Below are 24783 nucleotides of genomic sequence, written 5' to 3'. Positions count from 1 at the left end.
CCCTATCAGGCTAATTAGCTCAATTGATAATAAAACAACAATCCCGCTCCAATTGCTTAGAGCGGGATTGTTTATGATTTATAGATTGTTGAAATGATAATATCAGTAAGGCTTGTTCTTTGTTATCAATTCAACTTGTTTTATTCTTTTAGAGACCCATCTTCTTGCGGATATCCTTAGGAATAGCATTCTTGTTTACCATATAGTCCATGGTGTTAGCTGCGATGAAATTCTTGCTCATATACCAGATACCCTTGTAATCGCCAGTCTCACCCCATGAGTTCTTTACCATATAGTACTCCTTACCATTCTGGTCTTTAGCGATACCGAAGATAAGCATACCGTGGTCGTCAGTAAGTTCCCAGTTATCGAAACGATCCTGACGCTGCTGCTGTGTAGGAACAACCTCTGGTACGTTTACACCGAGTGAGTCGATGATATCCTTCTTCTTTGCTGCAGAAAGACCGAGCCAATGAGCCATATCACTACCCTTCATGCTCTCAACCTTCTTACCGTCAACCATGTAAGCCAAACCCTTACGAGTGAAACCAGGCTCACTAACGTCGCCACCCCATGCTACAGTGTAGCCGTTCATGACAGCGTTATCAATGATACGCATCATCTCATCCATTGGGAGGTTATAAGACAATGGGTTGCGCCAGTTATCCTGTACCTCAACAGCAAACTGTGAGTAGAATGGGTGATGTGTGTAAGAAGTAATGGTTACATAGTCACTCCAGTTCAAACCAAGACTTGCTGCGAAGCTCTTTGGAGTGTACTGCTTGCCTTCGTAAGTGAATGTCTCTGGACACTTGCCAAGATAAGCATCGAGGATACCCTGCAAGCCTTGCTTCCACTGACCTGAAATCTTGTTTGCCTTGTTGCGTGCAATACTATTTACGTATGGCTCTAACAATGAGAAGAACTCATTGAAATTGTTCAATGAATCACCATAGAGTGAGCCTGGGAATGGCATAGCACTCTCTGGACAAATACCATGAGTCTCAAGGGTGTGCAATACATCGTATGCAGAGCCACCTTGAGCAAACTGGCAATCACCATGCAAACGTACTACTTGGATAGCACGTTCCATATATGTCTTATTAGCTACAAAACTCTCACAAAGATCGTAAGTCTTACCAGTCTTCTTCAAAATCTCAGCCTCAAAATAACTGAGAGTTGAATAGTCCCAACACGTACCAGAACGGTTCTGGTCTTTAATACTTGTAATTGGATTCTGCTTTACTACTGTGAAAACAGGCTTGTTTGAGGTTGCACCCTCTTTCTTGTCTGCGGCATTAGCACCTAACGCAAGCAAAGCGAACAATGCTACTACTAAAGTTTTTTTCATAAGTTGTTTCTTATAAATCGGGTTGCCGTTGTGAGTGACACTCTTGCGGCAACCTTGATGTAAATATTAATTAAAATGTTTTATTACTTTCGGTTTGCTGCAATGAAATCTTCAACATCCTGTGGATGATAAGGAATAATATCCTTGCCAATGAAGCGGCAACCATCCTTGGTAATGAGAAGGTCATCTTCAAGACGAATACCTCCAAAGTCCTTGTACCCATCCAACTTATCAAAGTTGAGGAAATCAGCACAATGTTTCTTTGCACGCCATTCATCAATCAATGCTGGGATAAAGTAGATACCTGGTTCATCGGTAACAACAAAGCCTTCTTCCAAGCGTCGACCCATACGTAGACAGTTTGTTCCGAACTGCTCAAGGTTAGGGCGTGTCTCTTCATCAAAGCCAACATTAATCTGGTCGAATGACTCCATGTCATGAACATCCATACCCATCATGTGACCGAGTCCATGAGGCAAGAACATAGCATGAGCACCAGCAGCAACGGCAGCATCGGTGTCGCCCTTAGCCAATCCAAGCTCTTTCATTCGGTCAAAGAGAATGCGGCAGATTGCAAAGTGAACATCCATATATTTAACGCCAGGCTTAGAAAGCTTCAATGCAGCGTCGTGGCATTCTTCTACCACCTTATAAATCTCCAATTGTCTCTGTGTGAATTTACCACTTACAGGGAATGTACGGGTATTATCAGAGCAGTAGTGGTTGATGGTTTCAGCACCACAATCACAGAGAGCAAGGCGACCAGCCTCCAATACAGCCATTGAAGGATTACCATGCATAATCTCACCATGCTGGGTGAAGATAGTAGGGAATGATACCATTGAGCCGTATGAGTTGGCAATACCACTAACCTGACCACCGACGAACAGCTCTGTCACACCTGGCTTACCCAGTATCATTGCAGTTGTGTGCATCTTATGTCCAATAACAGCAGCACGCTCCAGTTCTTCGATTTCTTCCTGTGTCTTTACAGAACGCATCTTAACAATCGCATGAATAAGGTCCATGCTTGCTGACTCTTTCTGCTGGTTTGGGTGGATACCAAAGAGGTCAAAGATTTGAATCATGATGTCTGCACGATAAGGTGGTAAGAAATGAACCTTACGATGCTCTCTTAGTGCATTGTTGCAGATAGTCTTCAATCCCTTCATGTTGACGGTGTTAGCTACGCCAACAGCGTCTGCCATATCTTTTACAGAGTCAACACTACCATACCAAACAATGTCGTCAATATCAATATCATCGCCAACGAGAGTCTCGGTGTCATTGTCAATATCAATAACACCAACTAATCCGTCACGTTTTTGACCGAAATAATAGAGGAATGATGAGTCCTGACGGAAAGGATAATATCCATTCGCAGGAAAGTTTGCAGGCGACTCGTTGTTGCCAAAAAGGATAATAATACCTTTCCCAACAAGCTTCTTTAGCTCTGCACGGCGCTTTACATAGGTTTCTTTGTTAAACATATTTCAATTATTAGTTGGTTTGATTGCAAAGATAGTTATTTTTGTTTGAAAGTTATTAACTTTGCAGTTGTTTTTTAACGAGATTTTATGCAAATAGATAGGAATACAGGCTTAGTGTTAGAAGGGGGAGGCATGCGTGGCGTCTTTACCTCTGGTGTGTTGGATGCTTTTATGAAGTATAAGCTCTACTTTCATTACACTGTTGCTGTCTCTGCAGGAGCGTGTAACGGCTTGTCGTATGCCAGTCGTCAGCCACGTCGTGCACGCATCTCTAACATTGATATGCTTGCCAAATATGATTACATAGGACTGCGTTATCTCGTTACGCAGGGATGTATCTTTGATCCTGAATTACTTTACCACCGTTTCCCTTATGAGATTATTCCATTTGATTATGAGGAATATTTCCGTAATTGTAAGAATGGTGATGTATTTGAAATGGTGGTCACAAACTGTCAGACTGGTTTTGCTGAGTATCTTACGGAGGCATCAGGAGACAAACAGAGACTCAATGAGTTAGCACGAGCATCTTCAAGTCTTCCTTATGTAAGTAAGATGGTTACGATCGATGGTAAGGATTTGTTAGATGGTGGGATTGTTGACTCTATTCCTGTTCTCCGTTCTATAGAAACAGGACACACTACCAATGTCGTTATTAGTACGCGTAATAAGGGTTGGAGAGATACCGGACGTGACTATAAACAGCCTAAGTTTATCTATCGTAATTACCCACGTCTTCGGGTTGCTCTTAGCCATCGAATAGAAGCATATAATCGTCAGCTCGATTTGGTAGATGAGTTAGAAGAACAAGGGAAGATACTTGTTATTCGTCCAGTGGCACCAGTAGTTGTCGGACGGATGGAGAAAGATGTAGAGAAACTTGAAGCGCTATATGAAGAAGGTTTCCGTTTGGGAGAAGAGTTTGTGAAAGAGAATCTTCCTCAACTACTGTAACACCAGTCCTTTGTGTATCGTGAAATGACGGAGCTAACCCTACATGTGAGAGATGATCAATTGTTATACTTAACCCTCAATTCCGCAGCATTATTCTTTGCGATCTACTTTTATATATTGACGTGACATTTTGGTATTTATCCATTGATTTGGGATTTTTCTGGGGTTCTTGGTTCTTGCATAGGCATAAAATCCCCCACCCAAACCCAATGGGGGATATGATATCCACAAAGAAATACTGTTTATTCAAGAAATACTTCAGAGTAGTATGTTTTATTTGTATATCGGTTCAGAACGTTCTGCCTTCCCGTTCTCACCCATTTTGCTGGTATGCTGACAAAATGCAGGATAAAGGCTTTCAGCCTGCTTGTCTTTTTCAGCGGCTTGACCTTTTCGCTGATATGACGGACGAGATAGATATAGAAATTCTTCAGCATGGCAGTAACCATCATGAAAACCATGTTCTCAGCCATAAAGGAAAAGGGCAGATGTGACCAGCCGAAATCATTGTTCTGTATGTCGAAGTTCTTTTCACTTGCCCCACGCTCATTATAAAATGTAATGATGTCCTTCTCGGTAGACAGCCAGTCATTGGTGAGGATACAGCGGTATGTGTATATTACTCCGAACATATCCGTCTGTTGCTTGCCATCCTTGTCTTTCAAAGGACTACGCTGTACGACAAGTCTGTATGACTTTCCTTCTATCAAGCTGTCCATGCTGATGGATGTGACATCGCATTTCTCATAGCCAACTTCAACGCTCTTCCATTCTTTCAACTGGCGAAACTCCTCGCATCGACTGCCGCAGTTGGCAGCGCGAATGTAGAACGTGTTGCAGCGCTGCTCTACGATTTGGATAATTTCCTTTGAAAACGATCCACAATCAGCACGGAAACGCTCTATTACCACACCAAGTTCTGAGGTTACACGGTCCATAATGCGACGGAGCGTGTCTTCTTGATGGAATCTCACATTGGTGTTTCCGTCACGGTTCTCACCTCCGACTATGATTCCCCCAATGGAAGCCCAACCAGGGAAATAACCAAAGTCCTGCTTGTAAGAATACTTTGCATCGAACTTGTTGGCTGGAACGAACTGGTGGTCAAAGTCTAGGTCAACATGACTGCCCGCCTTTATAAGCCCCATTCTCCGTATCATCCGTAATAGTAAGGTGTTCAGCTTCTCTGCCGTGTTGAAACTGTAAGACTTGCCGGAGGTATCGCTCTTGTAGACAATGTTCTCTTCAGCAAGCTCCTTTAGTCCGCGCCCCACAGTGTCGGCACCGGGTAATAGCGTATTAGGTCTCTGCTTGAACTGCCCTATAAGCACATTGATGTCCTCAAGGCATTCTCCACCACAAAGGTAACTGAAGAAGAGAGAGCCGAAAATACTTCCATGGCTGAATGCTTTGCTGCGACATCCACGTCTGCCCAATACGGATTCGATAAGTTTTTCAAAGCCCAGCTTTGAGAAAACATCCATAATATGATAAATTCCACCGAAAGAAGTGATATTCTCGTTTTTAATTGCTACCTTTGTCATGTCAGATTTTTGCTTACTTATTATGTTTGTAGCACCAAGATAGGTGAAATTTCTGACATATCCAAGTGTTTTGAGAACTTTGTTTCTCAGACACTTGGAGTTCTTACAAGAATTTATGCTGCGGAATTAAGGTGTTAGTCAAACATTTAATCTATATATAAAGAACCCAAAATGAAAAGACCCACTATAATATTCTTCTTTTTTATAATTGGATATGCGCTATATTGGTGCATATCTGATAATAATTATAGATACAATAAAATAAATAGTATCGTAGGAATTTATAAATTAGATTTTAATCATACTGATTCTGAAATTTATAAGGATTCTATTGAAAAATATAATAATTTAAGATTAATATTTAATTCTGATATGACATTTTCCTTATCATTTTCCGTGCCATTTATGGCTGATACTGTAGGAACATGGAAGGTTGGAGGAATGAATGAATGGAATGAAATTGTCTATCATAATGACATTATAGATCAATTTGGGAAATTTGATGATGGGGATACGATTATATATATAAATTCGCCAACTCCGCAAAAAAAAATCAAGAAACCAACAGAAATAAACAAGGTTTTCTTTGTGAGAATAAAGTAATTTTTTTACTCGTTCTCCGATTTCCTCAATTCCGCAGCATTATTCCTTGTGAGGTACTTTTATATATTGAAGTGACATTTTGGGATATGTCCTCAAGGCAATCTCCACCACAAAGGTAGCTGAAAAGGAGAGAGCCGAAAATACTTCCATGGCTGAATGCTTTGCCGCTACTTCCACGTCTGCCCAATACGGATTCGATAAGTTTTTCAAAGCCCAGCTTTGAGAAAACATCCATAATATGATAAATTCCACCGAAAGAAGTGATATTCTCGTTTTTAATTGCTACCTTTGTCATGTCAGATTTTTGCTTACTTATTATGTTTGTAGCACCAAGATAGGTGAAATTTCTGACATATCCAAGTGTTTTGAGAACTTTGTTTCTCAGATACTTGGAGTTCTTACAAGAATTTATGCTGCGGAATTAAGGTTAACAATAAAATATTTTTTTATTTTATTTGGCTGTCATATTTAGTATCCCTTGTAAGTGTACTATAACTTAATAAGTTATCTCCGTCAAATGTATGACAGACATAACAGGACAATTAATTTTGCAGGAATTGTTTGTTGATGGGAGGTTAGTCAATCACATAAAAAGTGCATCGTTGAGTCCCTCCTTATTCCACGAATGATACGGTGAGGACTTATCCTGTTTCTACCCAATTATTCTCAGCTTCGAAGCAAACAACGTTGAGGCTTGTACTATCACTCTAAATGATTAAAAAGGGACAAATAATTTTGTATTCTTTTCGTCATACTAAAAGGATTAGAGAGATATATTGAACAGATTAATATATTTTCTTGTTACATATTTCCCCTTTCTAAATACTTTTCTTATCTTTGCACAATATATTAAAAAGAAAGCATAAATGAAGAAGATAAATTTTCTCCTTGTAGTGTTGGCAGTGGTGCTGGCATTTAGTTCATGTAATAAGTCTGAGACCTATGCAGACCAATTAGAGCGAGAGAACGATGCTATTCACGCATTTATTGTTAAGAAAGGAATAAATGTAATTACTGAAGCGCAATTCACAAAACAAGGGAACACGACAGACACAACAAAGAATCAGTATGTTCTCTTCCCTAATACAGGTATTTATATGCAGATTGTTGAGAAGGGAACTGGCGAAGTTATTAAAAAAGGAGAGACTGCGACTGTCCTTTGCCGTTTTACCGAACGTAATCTTCTTAGGGACACTGTTCAGTTGTCAAATCAGTATCTTGTCTTTGGACCGAAGGTTGATAAGATGTCTGTAACAAACACAAGTGGTACTTATACAGCTTCCTTCGACCCTTTGTCAAGTGTGATGTATGAGGTTTATCAGAGTACTTCCGTTCCTAATGGTTGGTTGGTTCCAATGCCTTACATCGGTTTGGGCAGATTAGTTAGAGCAGACTCAAAGCTGTCACACGTAAGACTTATTGTTCCTTCACAGCAAGGACAGATTAATGCTTCACAGTCTGTTTACCCTTGCTTCTATGACCTTACTTTCCAACGAGGACTTTAATAGAATGTGGCGAGGGGGATTAGAAAGACGAGAAAGAACAACAATATAAGAGAACAATAAGGGGAATACCCTTCAAACATATTTTAAGTATGACGCTTATTAAATCTATTTCCGGCATCCGTGGTACTATCGGAGGTCGTGCGGGTGATACGCTTAATCCGCTGGATATTGTTAAATTCGTTTCTGCTTACGCAACTTTCATTGCTTGCAAGCACCCAGGAAAGAAATTAAAGATTGTTGTTGGTCGTGATGCACGTATCTCTGGACCAATGGTAAAAAATGTGGTATGCGGTACGCTGATGGGTATTGGCGCTGATGTAGTGAATATCGGACTGGCTACAACACCTACCACAGAGTTGGCTGTACGCATGAGTGGGGCAGATGGTGGTATTATTATCACTGCTTCTCATAATCCACGCCACTGGAATGCTTTAAAACTTCTGAATGAGGAGGGTGAATTCCTTACTGCTGCTGATGGGGCAGAGGTGTTAGACATCGCTGAGCGTGAGGATTTCGTTTATGCAGATGTAGATGGTTTGGGTAGTTATACTGATGACGATTCATTTGATGAGCGCCATATAGAAGAGGTGATGAACCTTGAATTGCTCGACCTTGAGGCTGTTAAGAATCGTAAGTTTCGTGTCGTAGTTGATTCTATCAATTCTGTTGGTGGTATCATTCTACCTAAGCTTCTTGATCGTTTAGGGGTTGAATATAAGTTCTTGAATGGTGAAGCAACAGGTGACTTTGCTCATAATCCAGAACCTATCGCAGCGAACCTCACAGGTATCATGGACGAGGTTGCCAAGGGTGGTTATGATTTGGGTATCGTTGTTGACCCAGATGTCGACCGTTTGGCATTCATTCAGGAGGATGGTAAGATGTATGGTGAGGAGTACACACTCGTCACAGTGGCAGACTATATCCTCGAGCATGTGAAGGGTAATACTGTTAGCAACCTCTCTTCAACACGTGCTTTACGTGATGTAACAGAGAAACATGGCGGTAAGTATTATGCTTCTGCTGTTGGTGAGGTGAATGTTACCACAAAGATGAAGGAAGTCGGTGCCGTTATTGGTGGTGAAGGTAATGGTGGTGTTATCTATCCAGAAAGCCATTATGGTCGTGATGCCCTTGTTGGTATTGCGCTCTTCCTTAGTTCTTTGGCACAGAAGGGACTGAAGGCAAGCGAACTTCGCAAGACTTTCCCAGAGTATTTCATAGCAAAGAATCGTATTGACCTTACTCCTGATACAGACGTTGATGCAATCCTTGCACGTGTGAAAGAACTCTATGGAAAGGAGAAAGATGTACAGGTAACTGATATTGATGGCGTTAAGCTCGACTTCCCTGATGCTTGGGTTCATCTTCGTAAGTCAAATACAGAACCTATTATTCGTGTTTACAGCGAGGCTAACACCATGGAGGCTGCTGATGCATTAGGCAAAAAGCTGATGCAGGTGGTTTACGATATGCAATAGATAAAACTATTTACAATGAAATAAAAGAGAGGGTGTGTCAAAATGCAAATTAATAACTTGACAACTTTCAATCTATAAGTAGGATTCTTCTAAAGGCAAAGAAAAGACCATTTCTTTACTCAAAATCGAGTATAGAAATGGTCATTTTTTATTGGATTGTTTCAAACTGTAAGATTATCAAAATGATATTTGCATTTTGACACACCCTCTCTTTCAATAGACTTATTGTCTGATATATAAGAATAAAACGATGTAACGAGCTTCTAATTACACAATCTTTTTTTAGTTTAGAATCTCATAGATAATGTTATTTACTTAAAAAAATATTAGTGTTTTCGTTTTGTTAGATTAGAAGAGGTTGAAATGATGAGTATGCTAATCCCTATTTAAGGCTCTTACCTCTCATCTTTAATTCTTTTATAGTATAAAAAATAGAAAACATGATCTTGTTCCTTAAAGTGCAAAATAACAATGAGAGAAATCTTTTTATGCTCATATTTTGCTGAGGTAGCCGCTCTTTTGCCTCATAGTATCCCTAATTCTTTGCATGGAAAGATAGTAGCATTTATACCAACAGCAAGTATTCATGAAGATTTTAATCAATATGTTGAAGATGGAAGGGAAGCTCTTGTATCTCTCGGATTGACTATAAAAGAATTAGAAATTACACAATGTGAACAGAAAGAGATAAGGGAGGTGCTGAGGAACTGTGACTGTATCTATATCACAGGTGGCAATACTTTCTTTCTTATGCAAGAGTTACGGAGGACAGGGACTGACAGGTTAATTGTTGAACAGGTAGAGGAGGGGAAACTGTATATTGGAGAATCAGCAGGTGCTATGGTCTTTGCTCCTAATATAGAGTATGCGAAGAAAATGGATAATCATCTTTCTATGACACCTGGATTTAATGATTTTACAGCACTTGGTATTGTTAACTTCTATCCTGTTGTGCATTTCAAAAGTTATCCTTTTGAAGAATCAACACAGACAGTCATACGAGAGAACAGACATCTACTCTTAAAACCAATAACGAACAAACAAGCTATAGTTGTCATTGGCGATACTATCTCCATTCAAAGTAAGCGATAATAGTCGCCATTTATGGATGCTTTGTGGCAAGTACTCTTCCCAGATCTCTTCATTTTCAACTCTTATTCTCTTGCGTCGTATCTCTTTTATTTTTCTTTATAGCTATTCCTCTATAATATATATTCACTACTGTTTGTTTGTACATTGCAATGCGGAATTAATTAATCTTTGGGAGACAGAGGTTTCCCTTTCTTATTTTTATACATTGCTTGTTGATTTTCCTCTCATGGGGGCTTCTCGTCCCCAAATACCTCTGTGTTTTCAGGTATAGATTATTAAGCTACACCAGCACTTGGGATTGCAGTTCTATGTTGAACTTGCGGCATAGAATCAGCTTGCTTAATCCATAAAAATGTTTCATTCCCAGTTATCTTTTGTCTGATGATATTCTTGTATCCCATCTACAGAATTTACTTTTACTTTTTTACCTTTAGAAAAATTCCAAGTAATAGACAGTCCAACATACTGAGTTGAAGAGGTATTTTGATAGGTAATTTTGCTTGTTCCTATTTGTCTATCAAGTTTACGTCTATTGGCAAGAGGAGTAAAGTCAATAGCAAACTGAAGATTATCATTTAAGAATGATTTATAAATTCTCCCATTAACACTATATACTGTATGATAAGTTCTTTCAAGTGTTTGGTATTTTGGTTCAATGCTTGCATTTAGCATACCTCCCCATCCATTTGTAAATTCAAAGTTATTGTTAAAAGAGAAGTATTCTTTGAAACGGGTCTTGTTATAAAAGGTCGTACCTATTTGTAAATTTTCAGGGGTTATCTCTACACGTCCTGAGAATTTAAAGTTCCACCATTTAGTCGGAGCTTCCATATATTCAGCTCCCATTCCCCAATAAGATTGTCCTGAAATATTAATGGGTTTTGTATAAAGGATATTAGAATTTATTTCATCATTAAAGGTTTGCCAATAGATACGGTTATGCGAGTAAGCATAAATAGCAGTAAGCGTCACCTTGTTTCTAAACATAGAAAGACCGACCATTAGCATATCAGACGACGGTGCCTTCAGATTTGCATTACCTACACTATAGTTGTATGCATCTTTCCACGTGATAGCTGAAGATATTGCAGAGTAGGGAATGTCACTCATCGTTCGTTTGTAGTTAAGCATCAAACTGTGTTCTTTCCTTTTTCCAAATGGCATCATTATCTGAATAATAGGATTGAAACTCCATTGATTGTTATGTTCATGAATATTGCTGGTCAAATCGCTAAAACCGATATGATTGAGTTGCCAGTTCAAACCTGCACTATATCGGAATTTACTAATTTTTCCTTGTGCTACAGCATAAACAATTGGAGTCACACCGGAGGTTTTCGTAGTCTTTGTACTCGTATTAAAACGATTACTTATATTATTCCCAGAAGGACTATACTGTGAAGATAATAATTGGGCAGATGTTCCAAATTTAAATACAAGTGAACGATTACATGGATACAAAATATCAGCCTTAAACTTCCATAAGTTGAGCTGATTCTGTTCCGTAATATTGTTAGTGTTTTCCTCTTCAATATAATATAGCGAATTATTGTTACTATGTCTATTCAAATAGTCGGTGGTTACTTCTATAGAACTTCCTCTTTTATTTAATGGCATGAAGAACTTGATGGTTCCTTCATGCAGATGAATATTCGTTACCTCGCTAATTGAAGTCCATTCGTTGTTTGCAAACGTTTTAGTTGTTGGAGACGGGTTTGAAGAGGCATAAAGATAGCTTCCGCCTATCTGAACTCCAGATTTGAATTCTTGCGTAAGGCTGATTCGATTCCTGAAATTAACAGAACAGGAAACCAAACTATTAGACATTAATGATTGTATATCTTGTTCTGCCTGCCATTGCTCTGCAGTTTCCTTTATCTTCTTATGTCCGAAATCCATATTATCATATAGACTAAGATTCTTATAGCGGGCATTAAAAAGTAATCCTACATCCTCATTTCCAAAGCCACAAGATCGAAACCACTCGGAGTTCCCCATAATACTACCATAGAAGCCTCCATTTTCAGGACGGCGTAAAGTTATTATAATGCTTCCTCCACTCAACGCTGCATTATTTTCTGCACCAGCAAGGTATTTTACTTCAACCTTATCAATCCTTTCCCCTGGTATCTTGTTAAGTTCAGAAGTGTCAGACAGTTTTACACCATCTACATATATTTCACTAACAGATAGTCCATTTATCTTGAATTTGCCTTCTTCAAATGAAATGTTTGGAAGGAAAGAGAGTATAGAGGCAGCAGGTTTAGCTTTAACAATGTTCATTCCTTTGAGATTGGTTATGTATCCGTCTGTTTTATTAACTGTCCGAGATGCTATAACAACAACTTCATCAAGGTGCTTTGTTTCTTGCGCTAACCCCGTTGAGCAAAACATCAATAGACAGGGTATAAAACATTTATTTAGATAGTGTTTCATAATTCTGTTGATAAAATTTCTGTAAATGAAAATAAGTTATGGGAGTAATTTTCCTTGACCACAAACTGTGCTATTTCCAACAGATTCGTTTTGTCCGCCATGAAGATAGCGTAGTCCTTAAATGTTGCAATCTGTTTTTCCATAATGCTTTTTGTTTCTTGATTTATATGGCAAAAATACTTCTTATCCAAATATCACCTATTACACTTTTGTGTAATTTGGCATCTCTCTCTTTGTTTTTTACACTTTTGTGTAATCTGTTTGCGGTATTCCGCATTAAAAATGTACTTTTGTAGTGAAATATATCAGAGAACCTTAACATGTTTAGCATATATGACAGACATAAAAGATTTCTTTATAGCATCGAACACCGTGCGCAACGCACCTGACTATGATTCCAATGTACTCTCTACATTAGTGCAAACCGTAGAGGCTTTTGCTCGTGTTACCTATCAGAGTGTTTACTTGATAGACTATTACAGGCAGGAATTTCTTTATGTGTCGGACAACCCTTTGTTTCTTTGTGGACATACGGCAAAGGAAGTGAAGGAATTAGGCTACAGCTTTTACTTGGAGCATGTATCAGAGGAAGAACAAAAAATGCTTGTTGAGTTAAACAGCAGTGGGTTTAAGTTCTTTGATACTTTCGACAATGTTGATAAATACCAATGTTCCATGTCATATCATTTTCATCTGAAGAGTAAAACAACAAAAAGTAAGTTGATTAATCACCAGCTTACTCCCATTCTATTGACAGATGAAGGCAAGATATGGATTGGTATGTGTGTCGTATCACTATCTTCACATAAAACAGTGGGACATGTAGAGTTTCACAAAAAGGGTAATCTTAACTATTGGAAATATTCTTTCGAAGAACATCGGTGGAAAGAATGTGATGGAATATCACTCAAAGAAGAAGAACTTGAAGTGCTACGGTTGTCAGCAGCAGGGCTTACCATGACGGAAATTGCGAACAGAATGTGCCGCTCGTTAGATTCTATCAAAACCTATAAACGCCACGCCTTTGACAAATTAGGCGTGACGAATATCACTGAAGCTATTTCAAGAGCTACCTTAAACAAACTCTTCTGAAAAAATAACTTACGGCAAAAGCGAAGAGAGATAGAATTTAGGAAAATAGTTCACAGGTTTTCCTGTAGCAAGATTGTACATTGCCGTTGTACACAAGCCTGCTGCAATCCATGATGCTATGGATAGTTGTGGAGGCGGTAGCATTTCGCTTTCTTTTTTATATTGGGTTACAATTTTGTCTAACCATTCTTTAGGTTGATTCCAAAAAGCCCCGTGTCCGGTAACATACTCTGCCACCTTTAATTCAAATCCCTTTGGTTCTTCAGTCAGTTCCGATAAAGAATGCCCCAATGGGTCTACAATCGTAACAAATCCAGCCCAACCAAAGTTGTATGGGTGCAGTATAGGGATTTTTCTTTCTTTGCATATTTCATCAAAGACGAATGGAGTTTTATCCTTAAAGTCCAATGCATTGATGGCTACATCGTGCTCATTCAGCATCTCTTCGATGTTATCAGGAGTCAAAAACTCTGTATGGAAATCTATCTGTGCATCAGGATTGATACTTTGCAAACGCTCAGCCAAACATTCCGCCTTGTATCTGCCAATGTCATTCTCTGTATAATTCTGCCTATTAAGGTTGCTTTCCTCCACCATGTCGCCATCAACGATGGTGATATGTTCAAAACCAAATCTTAAAGCGCATTCTGAGATAATACTGCCAATACCTGCACCACCAAGGAATATCTTATATTCCTTGATGACGCTTTGTTCTCTTTCGCTCACATAGAGCCTGTTTTTGCTGTATCTTTCTTCCATAACGAAATAGTTATTTTAGGCAAAAGTAGATGTAATAAAGCATATATACTCTACACAAAAGTGTAATAATCAATCACATTGTTGATTATTTTAGATTTTATAACATATTCAGAAGATAACATGTTTGTGTTGCTACTCCTTATAGTTATCCTCCAACAACCTTTCCAAATCCGAAGCCTTATAGAGTATCTTCCCTGCAAACTGCGTGTAGGGGATAATCTTCCTTTCCCTATAGTCCTGCAGGGTACGGGGTCTGATATACAGCCGCTCGCACACTTCCTTGCCTGTCAGGAAATGCTTATCTCCGAAGAGTGGCTTGTGTGTCTGTGTACTTCCTTAATTCTCTTGCTTACACTACTGATAACGGACAGCACCACTTGTATATCGTCCGCTTCCATATTCAAATCTCTTATCAGTTCCATAATCTACTTGTTTATTTTAACGTGAGTTCGACGAATTCAGAAAAATGTAAGCTGTGTGTCAATGGTCCTTTGCACATTGATGCACGGCTTCTTTGGGAACAGATTATGGGCAGCAATTGCCCCGAATAAGTTGACGATGATTTTTTAAGCATCTATGTTTGGAGTATTCCACTTGCACAATGTTCTTAAGTTCATCATTCATAGTTTCTATAATGGCTCTTTTTCTGAGTAAAAGCCTGTCTGAAACACTCATTAAAGCTCCTTTCATGCTTTCGGCGTAATGGACATTTGGTAGGCTGATCATTCCAGTCTACCAAATGTCTATTACTAGAACCCGAGAGAGTTTTCAGTCTACCAAATGTCCATTATGCCTTAAATTCTATTATCAATCAGCTTCTTTGAGGCATTTATTTTTCATTCTTTAAATAGCTAGAATGTTGGAGAATCTGTATCTCTATTATTCAACCTGCGGGTAAATGATTTGTTTTTCTCTGCATTGAAATTATACTCTATCCCTATTGCAAACATCGAATGGTTGTCTTTTATTCTGCGCTCTTCGTTATAGTTTACAAAAGAAGAAGAATTTGTCTTTGTAATGTATTTCGCATCTTTGCCAATAAAAAATACTGATGCTGAGAATTTCCAATTATTTACTCTATAGCTTGCTGTAAAATCATTATTATTTTCAGTACTACTTTTAAAGCTTCCGTTGGCAGTGTATACCGGGATTACCAAATGATAATGTGCATTGAAATTCTTATAATTAAAGTCTACGTCGAACAGATTGTCTACGGAGAAGATTTTATTAACATCATCCTCATTGTATACATTCTCCATTTGAGGTACACCAGCCAGAGAGAAAGACAACAAGTAATTTCCAAATGGCTTATACTGGAGCATAATGAATCCCCCATAGCTATTTACATGCTTACAATTTTTATAACCTAATATCAGTTCATTGTTATCGGTATAAAAATATTGATAAATAGCTTTTGACTGATAGGAATATGTTGTCTTCATCATTAAGTCTATATATTTACTATAGTGATTCAGCATAAGCGTTACTCTAGTATCCTGTCCATTCTTTAAATGAGGGTTACCTTTCTTATAAATATCTCTTGTTAGCATGGTAACATTACTACTAAGCATATTTAAAGAAGGAATAATTGGGTTAGAAGTAAATTCAAATCTCAGTGATGTGTTATTCGACACATTATAACCTAATTCTGCCTTAGGGGTAAACATAATCTCTGAATGAGACGCAAGTGGTGAATTAATTTTTAATGTTGTAACTCCCACATTTGCTTTATACATAAGTTTACCTTTACCCCCTACTAATTCTGCATAAAGATAATGTTGTGACTGGTTGGTGGAATATACATCTTGACCTGATAAATTATTCAAGTTGGATCTTGAATGTGAAAATTCTGTACGGTAACCTGTATTCAATTTAATATTTGCAAATCGATGCGAATAATCAATCTCACCGATGATGCTATTCTTTCTATTCTTCAGCCTCATATCATCTACATATGGCACTGCTCCATTTGAAATTTTCTCATCTTCATAGGAAGTGCTATGAGTACCAAAGGTAGCTGCATTAATATTTACAGATAAATTATTTTTATCATTAAACTGCCTATCAAAGTAGAGATCTAAAGAAGGATTAAAGGTATGAATATTATCATGAGAATTACGAATAATACCGTCTTTATGTCCCAGCACTCCATATACACCATTTTGGATACTTTTACTATGTTCCCAGAGAATATTAGGCTCAAAGGAAATCTGGAAGATAGATTTCATATTTGGGATATAAGCATATTTCACACTAATATCTTGATTAATATACCCGAATTTTTCCTTTCCAGAAGACTTATCGATATAATTATCCACACCCTTCGTATATTCATACGAACGGCTATTTACCACATTCTTGTAATCACGTAAGCTAAAATCGTAAGAAAGATCAAACTTACTCTTACCTTGTGTGATAGAGAGGTAGACCCCATCATCTGAGAATCCTGTGCTGAATGCATCCCTCGTCTTTAGTCCGAAGCTGTAACCTTTTTCTAATGTTTTTGTAATAACATTTATAACAGAACTAGCTGTAGCATATCGCGCTGGTGGTATATCATAATATTCTATATACTTTATATTACTTGGTTTTAGGGCTTTAAGATCCACTTCAGAAGAACGAATGTTATTGATAAGGATAAAAGGAGCTTTTCCATCAACATTCTTTAAAGTTCCTGTTAAGGCATCTTCTCTTATTTCTGGAATATCCTTGACCAAGTCTCTACCCACCTGAGCATGCTTTATTTGCTCACTGGTAAAAGTGATAGATCTATGATCGATATGTTGTATATTTCTATTTGCCGTTACTACTGTCTCCTTTAATTCTACAGCTAATGGTTGTAAAGAATAATTTCTGTTTAAACGAGAGGAGTCTGATAAAACGATATTTTCTTTTATTGTCTTATACCCCAAATAAGACACGACAATTCTATAAGATTTCGTAGGAACATTATCTAAAGAGAAATTTCCTTCTAAATCCGTTAATGAGCCAGAATAGTTCTTTGTTGTATCGGCCTGTAATTGCAAAGTCACATTTGCAAAAGCAATATTTTTACCTGTTTGAGAATCCTTCACATTGCCTTCTATTTTTCTTTGAGCATGTAGCCCCATACTACAAAGGGAAAAGCAAATCAAAGAAAATATTATTTTATCGTTCATAATACTAATCCTATTAAAATTTATTTATCATTCTATACGTCCAATATTACTTGTTGGTTTTAAAAAACGATTTTTAAATTGTCTACTCGTAGTTTTTTCGACATCTACCCCTTTTCTTTTCTGTCTGGTCAGAATGCCGTCTTACAGCTTAAGGCATTGCTTTCCTTTATACAGTTTGGTCTGTTTTTATAATCTTGTCGACTTGATTATTTCTATTGCAAATATATTTATATCTCCAAATTATATCGTTACACTTTTGTGTAATTCTGAATTTGTTGCCTGAAATATTACACAAAAGTGTAATCATGCTGCCTTGCAAAGTTCACCATACTTGGAAAAGAAACCCATAATACCTCTTTTGCTGAAACATACAGGAATGGTCTCGGATGTCAGGTAGTCGATGGATTTTCCGATTTGACTTGTACCAAATCTCAACACCTTCATTACTTTCAATAGTTTGCTGTCAATCTCTGCAATCATATAGCTGTACTTGTCCTCAACTATCGGCTTTACTGCTAATGCCATTAATCGCTTGAACAATGTCAATGTTGATATTCCCGAATCCTTTGCATCGGCAAAGCGTCTGATATGCCAAAAATTATATTTACTTTCCTGGTGAATAGCATTTAGTGGGTTTATCCCATATATTTTTTCGATAGGAAGAGTCTTGTGTTTATCCCAATGAAAACTCCTGATGCAGCCAACTATATTTTCAAAGGCATCCCTTACAATATAGGTATGAGATTTGTGGTTAATTGTTTGTATATTGCAATGCAAAATTAATTAATCTTTGGGAGACAGAGGTCTCCCTTTCTTGTTTTTATACATTGCTTGTTGATTTTCCTCTCATGGGGGCTTCTCGCCCCAAGGGTCTCTATGTTTTCAGGTATAGATTATTAAGCTACACCAACACTTGGGATTGCAGTTCTATGTTGAACTTGCGTTATTCAGCGCTCCCCGATATTATACAGTGCATATCAATTTATCAAACCTTAAATAAAGCTTGAATCGTATTATATGGTGTTTTGTCGTGTTTCTTAGCTGTTTCTACAACCGAATGAAGTTCAAGAAAAGCGTCTGCTCCGAAGTTAGAACGAAATGTACAGGAGTTCTTCTGTTTGATTTTTAGCTTGCGTATTCCCCGTTTGCTTCCGTTATTGTCAGATGGGATCATCGGATTTTCAAGGATTTTGAAAATGTAGTCTCTGCATTTGACCAAACCTTTTCTGAACGTAATAAACTTTTTACCAAGCCGTTCTATATTCTGTTTGAGTAGATTATCCAAACGTTCAATCCATGATACCTTGTCTATAACACCATTTGGATTGGTGTTTCGCTCGTGAATGGGCTCACGGAAAAGATTGGTTACTTCTCAGACCACTCTTGTTCAGTGTTCAACTTTGAGAGATATTGCAGTCCACGGAACAAGTGTGCAAGACAAACCTGATGATTGAGAAAATGGAGTGCAAAGTATGCGCTATGGCGGTCGGTAACGGCAGTCATCCGTTCTAAGCTATCGCTAAACTTGTCTGCCAACACCTTCGACCCTCTTCCATCAGTAGGGAAATGGGCTTCTTTATAGCCTTTATACGAAGACTTAGAGGAGAGAATACTGACTGATCAATACCGCTGAATAGTTACGATTGATTGTGTGAGTAAAGGCAGAATAAGCTGCAGCAGACTGCCAACGAGTAAGCCTAAAACAATTTGACCGAAATACTTACGATATTGCTTAATGTAACCAAAGAGGAACTTAAACGAGTGTTCCTCTTTAGGTTCTTCGTCCATCTTCTTTTCATAAAATGCAGGAGTAGGTTCTAAGAACATAGCGATACCCTTTTCCTCACCGTTCGATTGTGTGCTTACCCAGTGCTTCTTAAATTCTTTGAGATAGTATTTAACAAGTCCCTTAGCAGGATCAGCAATGTAGAATGTATTTCCCTTCTTGTCCTTGTACAGTACTACAAAATGATTTTGATTCCAGTGGAGGATACAGGGGTAATGAGCCTCCCAAAGTTTATTAATACTGATTCTTCCGCTGATGGTTCGTAATCCAAGTTGTAAAGCTGTTTCATTAATACCAAGTCATGAGACGCTTTCTGTGGTTGCAAAGCAAATTTTAGAAAGATATTCTATTCTAAAAAATTACATACCATCGCATGGCATGCAACTCCACACTCCATCGCATTATGTTGCTTAATAAAAGGGAAGTTATTCATTATATTCTATCTTTTTCTTCTTCATTAGAGTGTATCTTATCATGCTGGATTGCATGTTTTGACCCGGTAGAAAAACTAAATGTTACGCTGACAAAGAATTTTCGGGAAATGAAATCAAAGTCTGTACGGTGCTCAAAGTCACCGTTCTTGAATATTTGTTGGTTCTTTCCTCTGCTATTCAGCAAGTCTTTTACACCAAAATTGATATTCAGCTTGTCTTTCAAACAACTATAATCCCCCTCTATATCTACTCCAAGGTAATCTGATTTCTGAATAAGATAAAGTTGTTTATAATGCCTGATATAGTGTAAATTAGCCATTGCAGTAAGTTGCTTGGACAACCTGAAACGATTAAAACTTGACAGGATAAGCCCAAAGTCATTAACACGTTTGGTACTGTTCCGATAGAAGTTCTCACTTAGTTCGACATTACTTCTGCTATTCCATAGACCACACGTAAAAGGAAATTCTATGTATAAAGCTAATTTCTTTAAATTGCCATCATTTCTTAATGTGTAGCGTGTTTGTCGTTCGTTCATCTGTTCGTATACTTCATTGATTTTCCTATCAATAAAAAGAGCAGATAACGAGAAAACTGATCTTGACTTCAAAACGAATTGTAGTGCTGCATTGTACAGCAATTCGCCTTTCAGATTAGGATTACCTTCCTTATAAGATGTTTCGGACAGATGAAAAACAAATGGATTTACCATCTGATACGACGGACGGTTTATCGATTGCGTATAACTAAGCGACAGGGCATTCCCTTGCCCCATACCTTTTCTCACAAAGAAAGACGGGAAGATATTATTGCCTTTTTGATTGTTATGTAATTGGGTTCTAACTCTTTGTTGGGTATTCCATTCTGTATATTCGTCACGTAGTCCCACTTGAAAATCCCAAGGTCGTGAGGAGTACCTGTACATTCCATATATCGCATATCGTCGCTCAACATAACAGAAATCATCCCATTGGTCAACATCTTCCGATAACATTCCTCCTAAAGTCGTGTTTCCGAGATATAGCTTATTATCATAATGGATACAGGAATTGATATACTTGGTACCAAGAGTAAACTGATGACGGTTGAAGAACTTTGTAAAATCTACCTGTGCACTACAGATGTTGATGTATTCGAATGAAGATTGCGATTTAGATATAATACTATCCCCACCTATACCTTGGGTGTATTTATTCTCATACTCGTACAAATCATATTCTCTTTCTCCTACATAATCTGCAATAAGGTTCAGTTTACTGCCTAGTGTATCTGTTTTCCATTCATAATTTAATGTAACATTATTGGTATTAGGCTTTAATGTATATGGTGCATAACTCCTAATACTTGTTTGATAAGGACTATTGTCGGTAATAGTAGAATGAACCCAACAGGCATTGGCATAATCCTTTGAATAGTTGCCCGCCCATTCTACGCCTAAATAATGCTTCGGAGAAATATAAAAGTCAAAGCCTAACTTAGGTCTATAATAAAGACTTTTATCTGTAGATTCAGACATACTATTGATGGTAATGTTTTGTCCATAGTCGCTTTCGGATATCTTACTATGATTTGCCGACTGCCCTAACGCCATATTAGCATAAAGAGCAACGTTACCCCACGAATAGGTTACCCCTGCAAATTCCGAAAATAGATTCTTGCTTTTCCGTTCGTATTCACTGCCCACATAACCTGATAGTCCGTACTCATGTTTCTTCTGCCGGTTAATAACAAGAACAGCCGTGCCTCCTTCTGCATCATACCCGGCTGTTGCCTGAGGCAGCAACTCCAAATTCTTTATATCATTACCGCGCAAGGATGATAAATAGCTTTTGAGCTGCGCCCCACTTAACCTTACCAATTTTCCATTTTCATATATTTTGATACCATTGCCCATAATGGTAATTCCACCTTCTCCATCATAATTTACACCCGGAATCAAATTCAAAATATTAGAAAGAGAACGTGCCTTTAACAATTTACTATGTTCTACACTAACTATCATTCTGTCAGCTTTATGTTGAACAAATGGTCTTTCTGCTAATGTAGTTACTTCAGAAAGATTTATTGTATCTGATATTGAGGTATGTTTGTTCTGTGCAAAGCCCGTTAGTGCACATTGCAAAAAACAAAAAGAAAGAATGTATAAATACTTTTTCATAGGGACTTTGGACAATTTACGTCAGGATAATTCCAATTTTTGTACCATCTTCTTACAATATCTATATAACATATATAAGAATATCTAATGGTTGTTTATGCGAATATAGTCTTTTATTCTTTAGAGTGCAAGAATCTTACCTGAAATATCAATGGGAATCTAAAATTTAACAATTAAACCACCGTAAAATGCAGACTAATTGACCTTTGGGCATATTCATAGTTGTTCGTTTTGACATGTATGTGTCCGTATGTCCCATCTAAGGAATTTTCTCACGATTTCTTGAGAGGTTGGTGTTTATCTGCAAATATTCGTATCGTTTTCTACGTTTCATACATGGCAAACGGCAAAAACATGAAAAAACATCCGTCACGTATTTCTCATAAAACACATGATGGATGCAATTCCTATATGATAAAAGAGTTTTCTCCTGTCTATGCGCTATAATTCTCTTCCAGCAGCCTCTCCAAATCTAAAGCCTTATAGAGTAACTTTCCTGCGAACTGTGTATAGGGAATAATCCTCTTGTCCCGATAGCTCTGCAGGGGGCTGGGCTGATATACAGCCTTTCGCATACTTCTTTACTTGTGAGGAAGTGCTCACCGGCAAAGAGCGGCTTGTGTGTCTGTGTACTTCCTTAATTCTCTTGCTTATTCCGCTGATAGCAGACAGCACCACCTGCATATTGTCATCCTCCATGTTTAAGTCTCTTACCTGTTCCATAATCTTCCTACTTAGGTTCATCTTCGTAAGTCAAACACAGAATCTATTATTCGTGTTTACAGCGAGGCTAACACCGTGGAAGCTGCTGATGCGTTAGGTAAAAAACTGATGCAGGTAGTTTACGATATGCAGTAAAATGACCTTATCATATAAAAGAAAAGGATGCTTTTGAGGTTTCTTTAAAGCATCCTTTTTTCATTGATGGCCGTTTTATGTAATATTTTATCACCGCCTTATATCTGTCTTTCTGTTGACTCATAAGATGTAGGAGAATTTTGTTTTAGCCTCTGTATATGCCCTTTTAATTCTGTGTTAAGGTACAGCATGAAATGCGTTTACTATCAGTAGGCACCGTGTGAAGCTATAACATGAAAAGAAAAAATGTAGAATTGCAATTGGAAGAGGGGCTTATAGTCATTTATTCGGAATATTATATGTATCTTTGCGGTATCATCCATTAAAAGAGAAGGAGACGATTATGAAATATCCTATCGGTATACAGAGTTTTGAAAGTTTAAGAAAAGAAAACTATGTGTATGTTGACAAGACGGAGATGGTATATGAGTTGGCTGAAAGAGGAAAGTATTACTTTCTTAGCCGCCCGCGTCGTTTTGGCAAGAGTCTGCTCGTTTCCACGATTGAAGCCTATTTCTCAGGACGGAAGGATTTGTTTAAAGGCTTGGCAATAGATGAAATGGAAAAAGATTGGGAATGTCATCCTATCTTACATCTTGACCTAAATACAGAACGTTATAATACAGTTGACTCCTTGACTGACAAGTTGGAAGCCAACCTTAATGACTGGGAGCAGTTGTATGGTAAGAACCCAGTTGCAAAGTCTTTTGCTACTCGTTTTGAGTATGTCATTCGATATGCTTATGAAAAGACAGGCCACCCTGTGGTAATTCTTGTTGATGAGTATGATAAGCCAATGTTGCAAGCTATTGGTAATGAAGAGCTGCAAAACGAATATCGTGGGATTTTAAAAGGATTTTATGGTGCCCTGAAGTCGCAGGATCGTTATATACGTTTTGCTCTACTCACGGGTGTTACGAAGTTCGGAAAAGTGAGTGTATTTAGTGATTTGAATAATCTACAGGACCTCTCAATGGATGCGAGATACCAAGCATTATGTGGTATGACAGAGGACGAGGTTGTACGTTATTTTGGCGAGCCTATCCGTGCATTGGCTATCAAGAATAAACTGAGTGAAGAAGAAACGCTTGCCAAATTGAAGAAACGTTATGATGGTTATCATTTTGTTGAGAATGGTATCGGTATCTATAATCCATTCAGTCTTTTAAATACTTTTGAACGATTACAGTTTGGTAGTTACTGGTTTGAGACAGGAACACCATCTTATCTTGTTGAACTGTTGAAGCGTGATGACTATGTTCTGCCACATCTGACAGAAGAAGTTTCTACGGCTGACGTTTTGAATAGTATTGATGTCGTTTCTAATAATCCAATTTCTGTGCTCTATCAGAGTGGCTATCTTACAATCAAGGATTACAATGCTGAATTCGGGGAATATAGATTGGGCTTTCCTAATGAGGAGGTGGAAGAAGGGTTCCTACGCTATCTTCTTCCTTATTATACTGGTTTGCACGATGTGACAACTCCCTTCTCCATGAGCCAGTTCATTGGTGATCTCCGATCTGGTCGTCCAGAACAGTTTATGCAACGAATAGCATCACTCTTCTCAGATACAGACTATAAGATTGTAGGTAATTCTGAACTCTATTTTCAGAATGCTTTTTATCTTGTCGCAAAGATGATGGGCTTCTACACAAAGGTGGAACGGACGACGAGTAATGGTCGGATGGACCTAACGATAGAAACTAAGGATTATGTTTATATCGTGGAGTTTAAGTTAGATGGTTCGGCTGATGTAGCCTTGCAGCAGATTAATGAAAAGGGCTATGACAAACCATTCTTGATGGATGAACGCCACCTCTATAAGATTGGTGTGAATTTCTCTTTGGAGAAACGTTGTATTGATGCGTGGAGGATAGAACCTGCTCCGTAAGTAGGAGCTTACAATAAACAGTAGACAATTATTCTGTACCTCACGCCTATATGTCATCTTTCTCTATCTATTGTAGAATATAATTAGAGCAAAAAATATTACTTTTCAATATCATTTGTCACCTTTTCACTTGTTTTTTTCCTATTTATTTTCTTACTTTGTAGCGATAGTTATAAAGCTTAAAGTAT

18 protein-coding genes and 6 pseudogenes are annotated in these 24783 nt (G+C 37.9%); 8 read left to right on the top strand and 16 right to left on the bottom strand.

Annotated elements, in window-relative coordinates:
- Nucleotides 1-148 precede the first annotated feature (148 nt).
- Nucleotides 149-1351: a C1 family peptidase gene (locus CHB62_RS04505; RefSeq protein WP_089365866.1), complete on the bottom strand. Its 1203-nt coding sequence runs from the start codon at nucleotides 1349-1351 to the stop codon at nucleotides 149-151.
- Between the two features lie 83 nt (nucleotides 1352-1434).
- A complete protein-coding gene (locus CHB62_RS04500; protein ID WP_089365865.1) occupies nucleotides 1435-2841 on the bottom strand; it encodes an aminopeptidase P family protein in 1407 nt (468 codons plus the stop codon).
- Nucleotides 2842-2928: 87 nt separating this feature from the next.
- Here CHB62_RS04500 and CHB62_RS04495 point away from each other — a divergent pair, with 87 nt between their 5' ends.
- The gene (locus CHB62_RS04495) at nucleotides 2929-3795 is read left to right on the top strand and encodes a patatin-like phospholipase family protein (protein ID WP_089365864.1); all 867 of its coding nucleotides are present in this window, start codon (nucleotides 2929-2931) and stop codon (nucleotides 3793-3795) included.
- A 242-nt stretch (nucleotides 3796-4037) separates the two neighbouring features.
- Here CHB62_RS04495 and CHB62_RS04485 read toward each other — a convergent pair whose 3' ends face one another.
- Complete coding sequence (locus CHB62_RS04485; RefSeq protein WP_089365863.1) at nucleotides 4038-5339, bottom strand: IS1380 family transposase; 1302 nt, start codon at nucleotides 5337-5339, stop codon at nucleotides 4038-4040.
- A 171-nt stretch (nucleotides 5340-5510) separates the two neighbouring features.
- On the opposite strand from CHB62_RS04485, the gene CHB62_RS04475 reads away from it, so the two are divergent.
- Nucleotides 5511-5942, top strand: coding sequence for a hypothetical protein (locus CHB62_RS04475; protein WP_089365861.1), 432 nt, complete (start codon nucleotides 5511-5513; stop codon nucleotides 5940-5942).
- Between the two features lie 82 nt (nucleotides 5943-6024).
- Here the strand turns inward: CHB62_RS04475 and CHB62_RS04470 are convergent.
- Nucleotides 6025-6237 (bottom strand): annotated as a pseudogene (locus CHB62_RS04470) (IS1380 family transposase); the annotation flags it as partial.
- Between the two features lie 571 nt (nucleotides 6238-6808).
- Here CHB62_RS04470 and bamK point away from each other — a divergent pair.
- From bamK to CHB62_RS04450, 3 genes are all read left to right on the top strand, one after another.
- The gene (gene bamK / locus CHB62_RS04460; protein ID WP_089365858.1) at nucleotides 6809-7447 is read left to right on the top strand and encodes a BamK family beta-barrel-assembly machinery protein; all 639 of its coding nucleotides are present in this window, start codon (nucleotides 6809-6811) and stop codon (nucleotides 7445-7447) included.
- Between the two features lie 89 nt (nucleotides 7448-7536).
- Nucleotides 7537-8928 (top strand): phosphoglucosamine mutase, encoded by a 1392-nt coding sequence (gene glmM / locus CHB62_RS04455; protein WP_089365857.1) that lies wholly within the window; start codon nucleotides 7537-7539, stop codon nucleotides 8926-8928.
- A 471-nt stretch (nucleotides 8929-9399) separates the two neighbouring features.
- On the top strand, nucleotides 9400-10020 hold the full coding sequence (locus CHB62_RS04450) for a Type 1 glutamine amidotransferase-like domain-containing protein (protein ID WP_089365856.1): 621 nt from the start codon (nucleotides 9400-9402) through the stop codon (nucleotides 10018-10020).
- A gap of 357 nt (nucleotides 10021-10377) precedes the next feature.
- On the opposite strand, the gene CHB62_RS04445 is transcribed toward CHB62_RS04450, so the two are convergent.
- Entirely contained in the window at nucleotides 10378-12456 is a 2079-nt protein-coding gene (locus CHB62_RS04445; protein WP_089365855.1) for an outer membrane beta-barrel family protein, read from the bottom strand.
- Nucleotides 12453-12599 (bottom strand): hypothetical protein, encoded by a 147-nt coding sequence (locus CHB62_RS14815; RefSeq protein WP_167386054.1) that lies wholly within the window; start codon nucleotides 12597-12599, stop codon nucleotides 12453-12455. The genes CHB62_RS04445 and CHB62_RS14815 overlap by 4 nt, the downstream gene beginning before the upstream one ends.
- Before the next feature lie 190 nt (nucleotides 12600-12789).
- Here CHB62_RS14815 and CHB62_RS04440 point away from each other — a divergent pair, with 190 nt between their 5' ends.
- Entirely contained in the window at nucleotides 12790-13548 is a 759-nt protein-coding gene (locus CHB62_RS04440; RefSeq protein ID WP_089365854.1) for a response regulator transcription factor, read from the top strand.
- 9 nt (nucleotides 13549-13557) lie between these two features.
- Here CHB62_RS04440 and CHB62_RS04435 read toward each other — a convergent pair whose 3' ends face one another.
- The 10 genes and pseudogenes from CHB62_RS04435 to CHB62_RS04395 form a co-directional block, all read right to left on the bottom strand.
- Entirely contained in the window at nucleotides 13558-14307 is a 750-nt protein-coding gene (locus CHB62_RS04435; RefSeq protein ID WP_089365853.1) for a ThiF family adenylyltransferase, read from the bottom strand.
- A gap of 132 nt (nucleotides 14308-14439) precedes the next feature.
- Nucleotides 14440-14729, bottom strand: a pseudogene (locus CHB62_RS04430) (helix-turn-helix domain-containing protein).
- A gap of 36 nt (nucleotides 14730-14765) precedes the next feature.
- Nucleotides 14766-15000 (bottom strand): annotated as a pseudogene (locus CHB62_RS04425) (transposase); the annotation flags it as partial.
- A gap of 158 nt (nucleotides 15001-15158) precedes the next feature.
- The gene (locus CHB62_RS04420; protein WP_089365852.1) at nucleotides 15159-17465 is read right to left on the bottom strand and encodes a TonB-dependent receptor; all 2307 of its coding nucleotides are present in this window, start codon (nucleotides 17463-17465) and stop codon (nucleotides 15159-15161) included.
- Between the two features lie 303 nt (nucleotides 17466-17768).
- Nucleotides 17769-17990, bottom strand: coding sequence for a hypothetical protein (locus CHB62_RS04415; RefSeq protein ID WP_240616165.1), 222 nt, complete (start codon nucleotides 17988-17990; stop codon nucleotides 17769-17771).
- Between the two features lie 460 nt (nucleotides 17991-18450).
- Nucleotides 18451-18639, bottom strand: a complete 189-nt coding sequence (locus CHB62_RS15150) for a hypothetical protein (RefSeq protein WP_240616257.1) — start codon at nucleotides 18637-18639, stop codon at nucleotides 18451-18453.
- 191 nt (nucleotides 18640-18830) lie between these two features.
- Complete coding sequence (locus CHB62_RS15145) at nucleotides 18831-19001, bottom strand: transposase (protein ID WP_240616164.1); 171 nt, start codon at nucleotides 18999-19001, stop codon at nucleotides 18831-18833.
- Between the two features lie 96 nt (nucleotides 19002-19097).
- Nucleotides 19098-19684 (bottom strand): annotated as a pseudogene (locus CHB62_RS04405) (cysteine peptidase family C39 domain-containing protein); the annotation flags it as partial.
- The gene (locus CHB62_RS04400; protein WP_089365851.1) at nucleotides 19684-21843 is read right to left on the bottom strand and encodes an outer membrane beta-barrel family protein; all 2160 of its coding nucleotides are present in this window, start codon (nucleotides 21841-21843) and stop codon (nucleotides 19684-19686) included. The gene CHB62_RS04400 and the pseudogene CHB62_RS04405, both read right to left, overlap by 1 nt.
- A gap of 434 nt (nucleotides 21844-22277) precedes the next feature.
- Nucleotides 22278-22566: pseudogene (locus CHB62_RS04395) on the bottom strand (helix-turn-helix domain-containing protein).
- Between the two features lie 15 nt (nucleotides 22567-22581).
- Between CHB62_RS04395 and CHB62_RS15455 the strand changes: the two are divergent.
- Both CHB62_RS15455 and CHB62_RS04390 read left to right on the top strand, forming a co-directional pair.
- A pseudogene (locus tag CHB62_RS15455) lies at nucleotides 22582-22701 on the top strand (hypothetical protein); the annotation flags it as partial.
- Nucleotides 22702-23044: 343 nt separating this feature from the next.
- Nucleotides 23045-24595 carry an ATP-binding protein gene (locus tag CHB62_RS04390; RefSeq protein WP_089365850.1) on the top strand — a complete coding sequence of 517 codons (1551 nt, stop codon included), beginning with the start codon at nucleotides 23045-23047 and terminating at the stop codon, nucleotides 24593-24595.
- The last annotated feature ends 188 nt before the right edge of the window (nucleotides 24596-24783 follow it).

It is taken from the genome of Prevotella jejuni, assembly GCF_900187995.1.
In the GTDB taxonomy this organism is placed as follows: Bacteria; Bacteroidota; Bacteroidia; order Bacteroidales; family Bacteroidaceae; genus Prevotella; species Prevotella jejuni.
The sequence above is the reverse complement of the archived record's forward strand: the minus strand, read 5'-3'. Positions and strand labels throughout refer to the sequence as shown.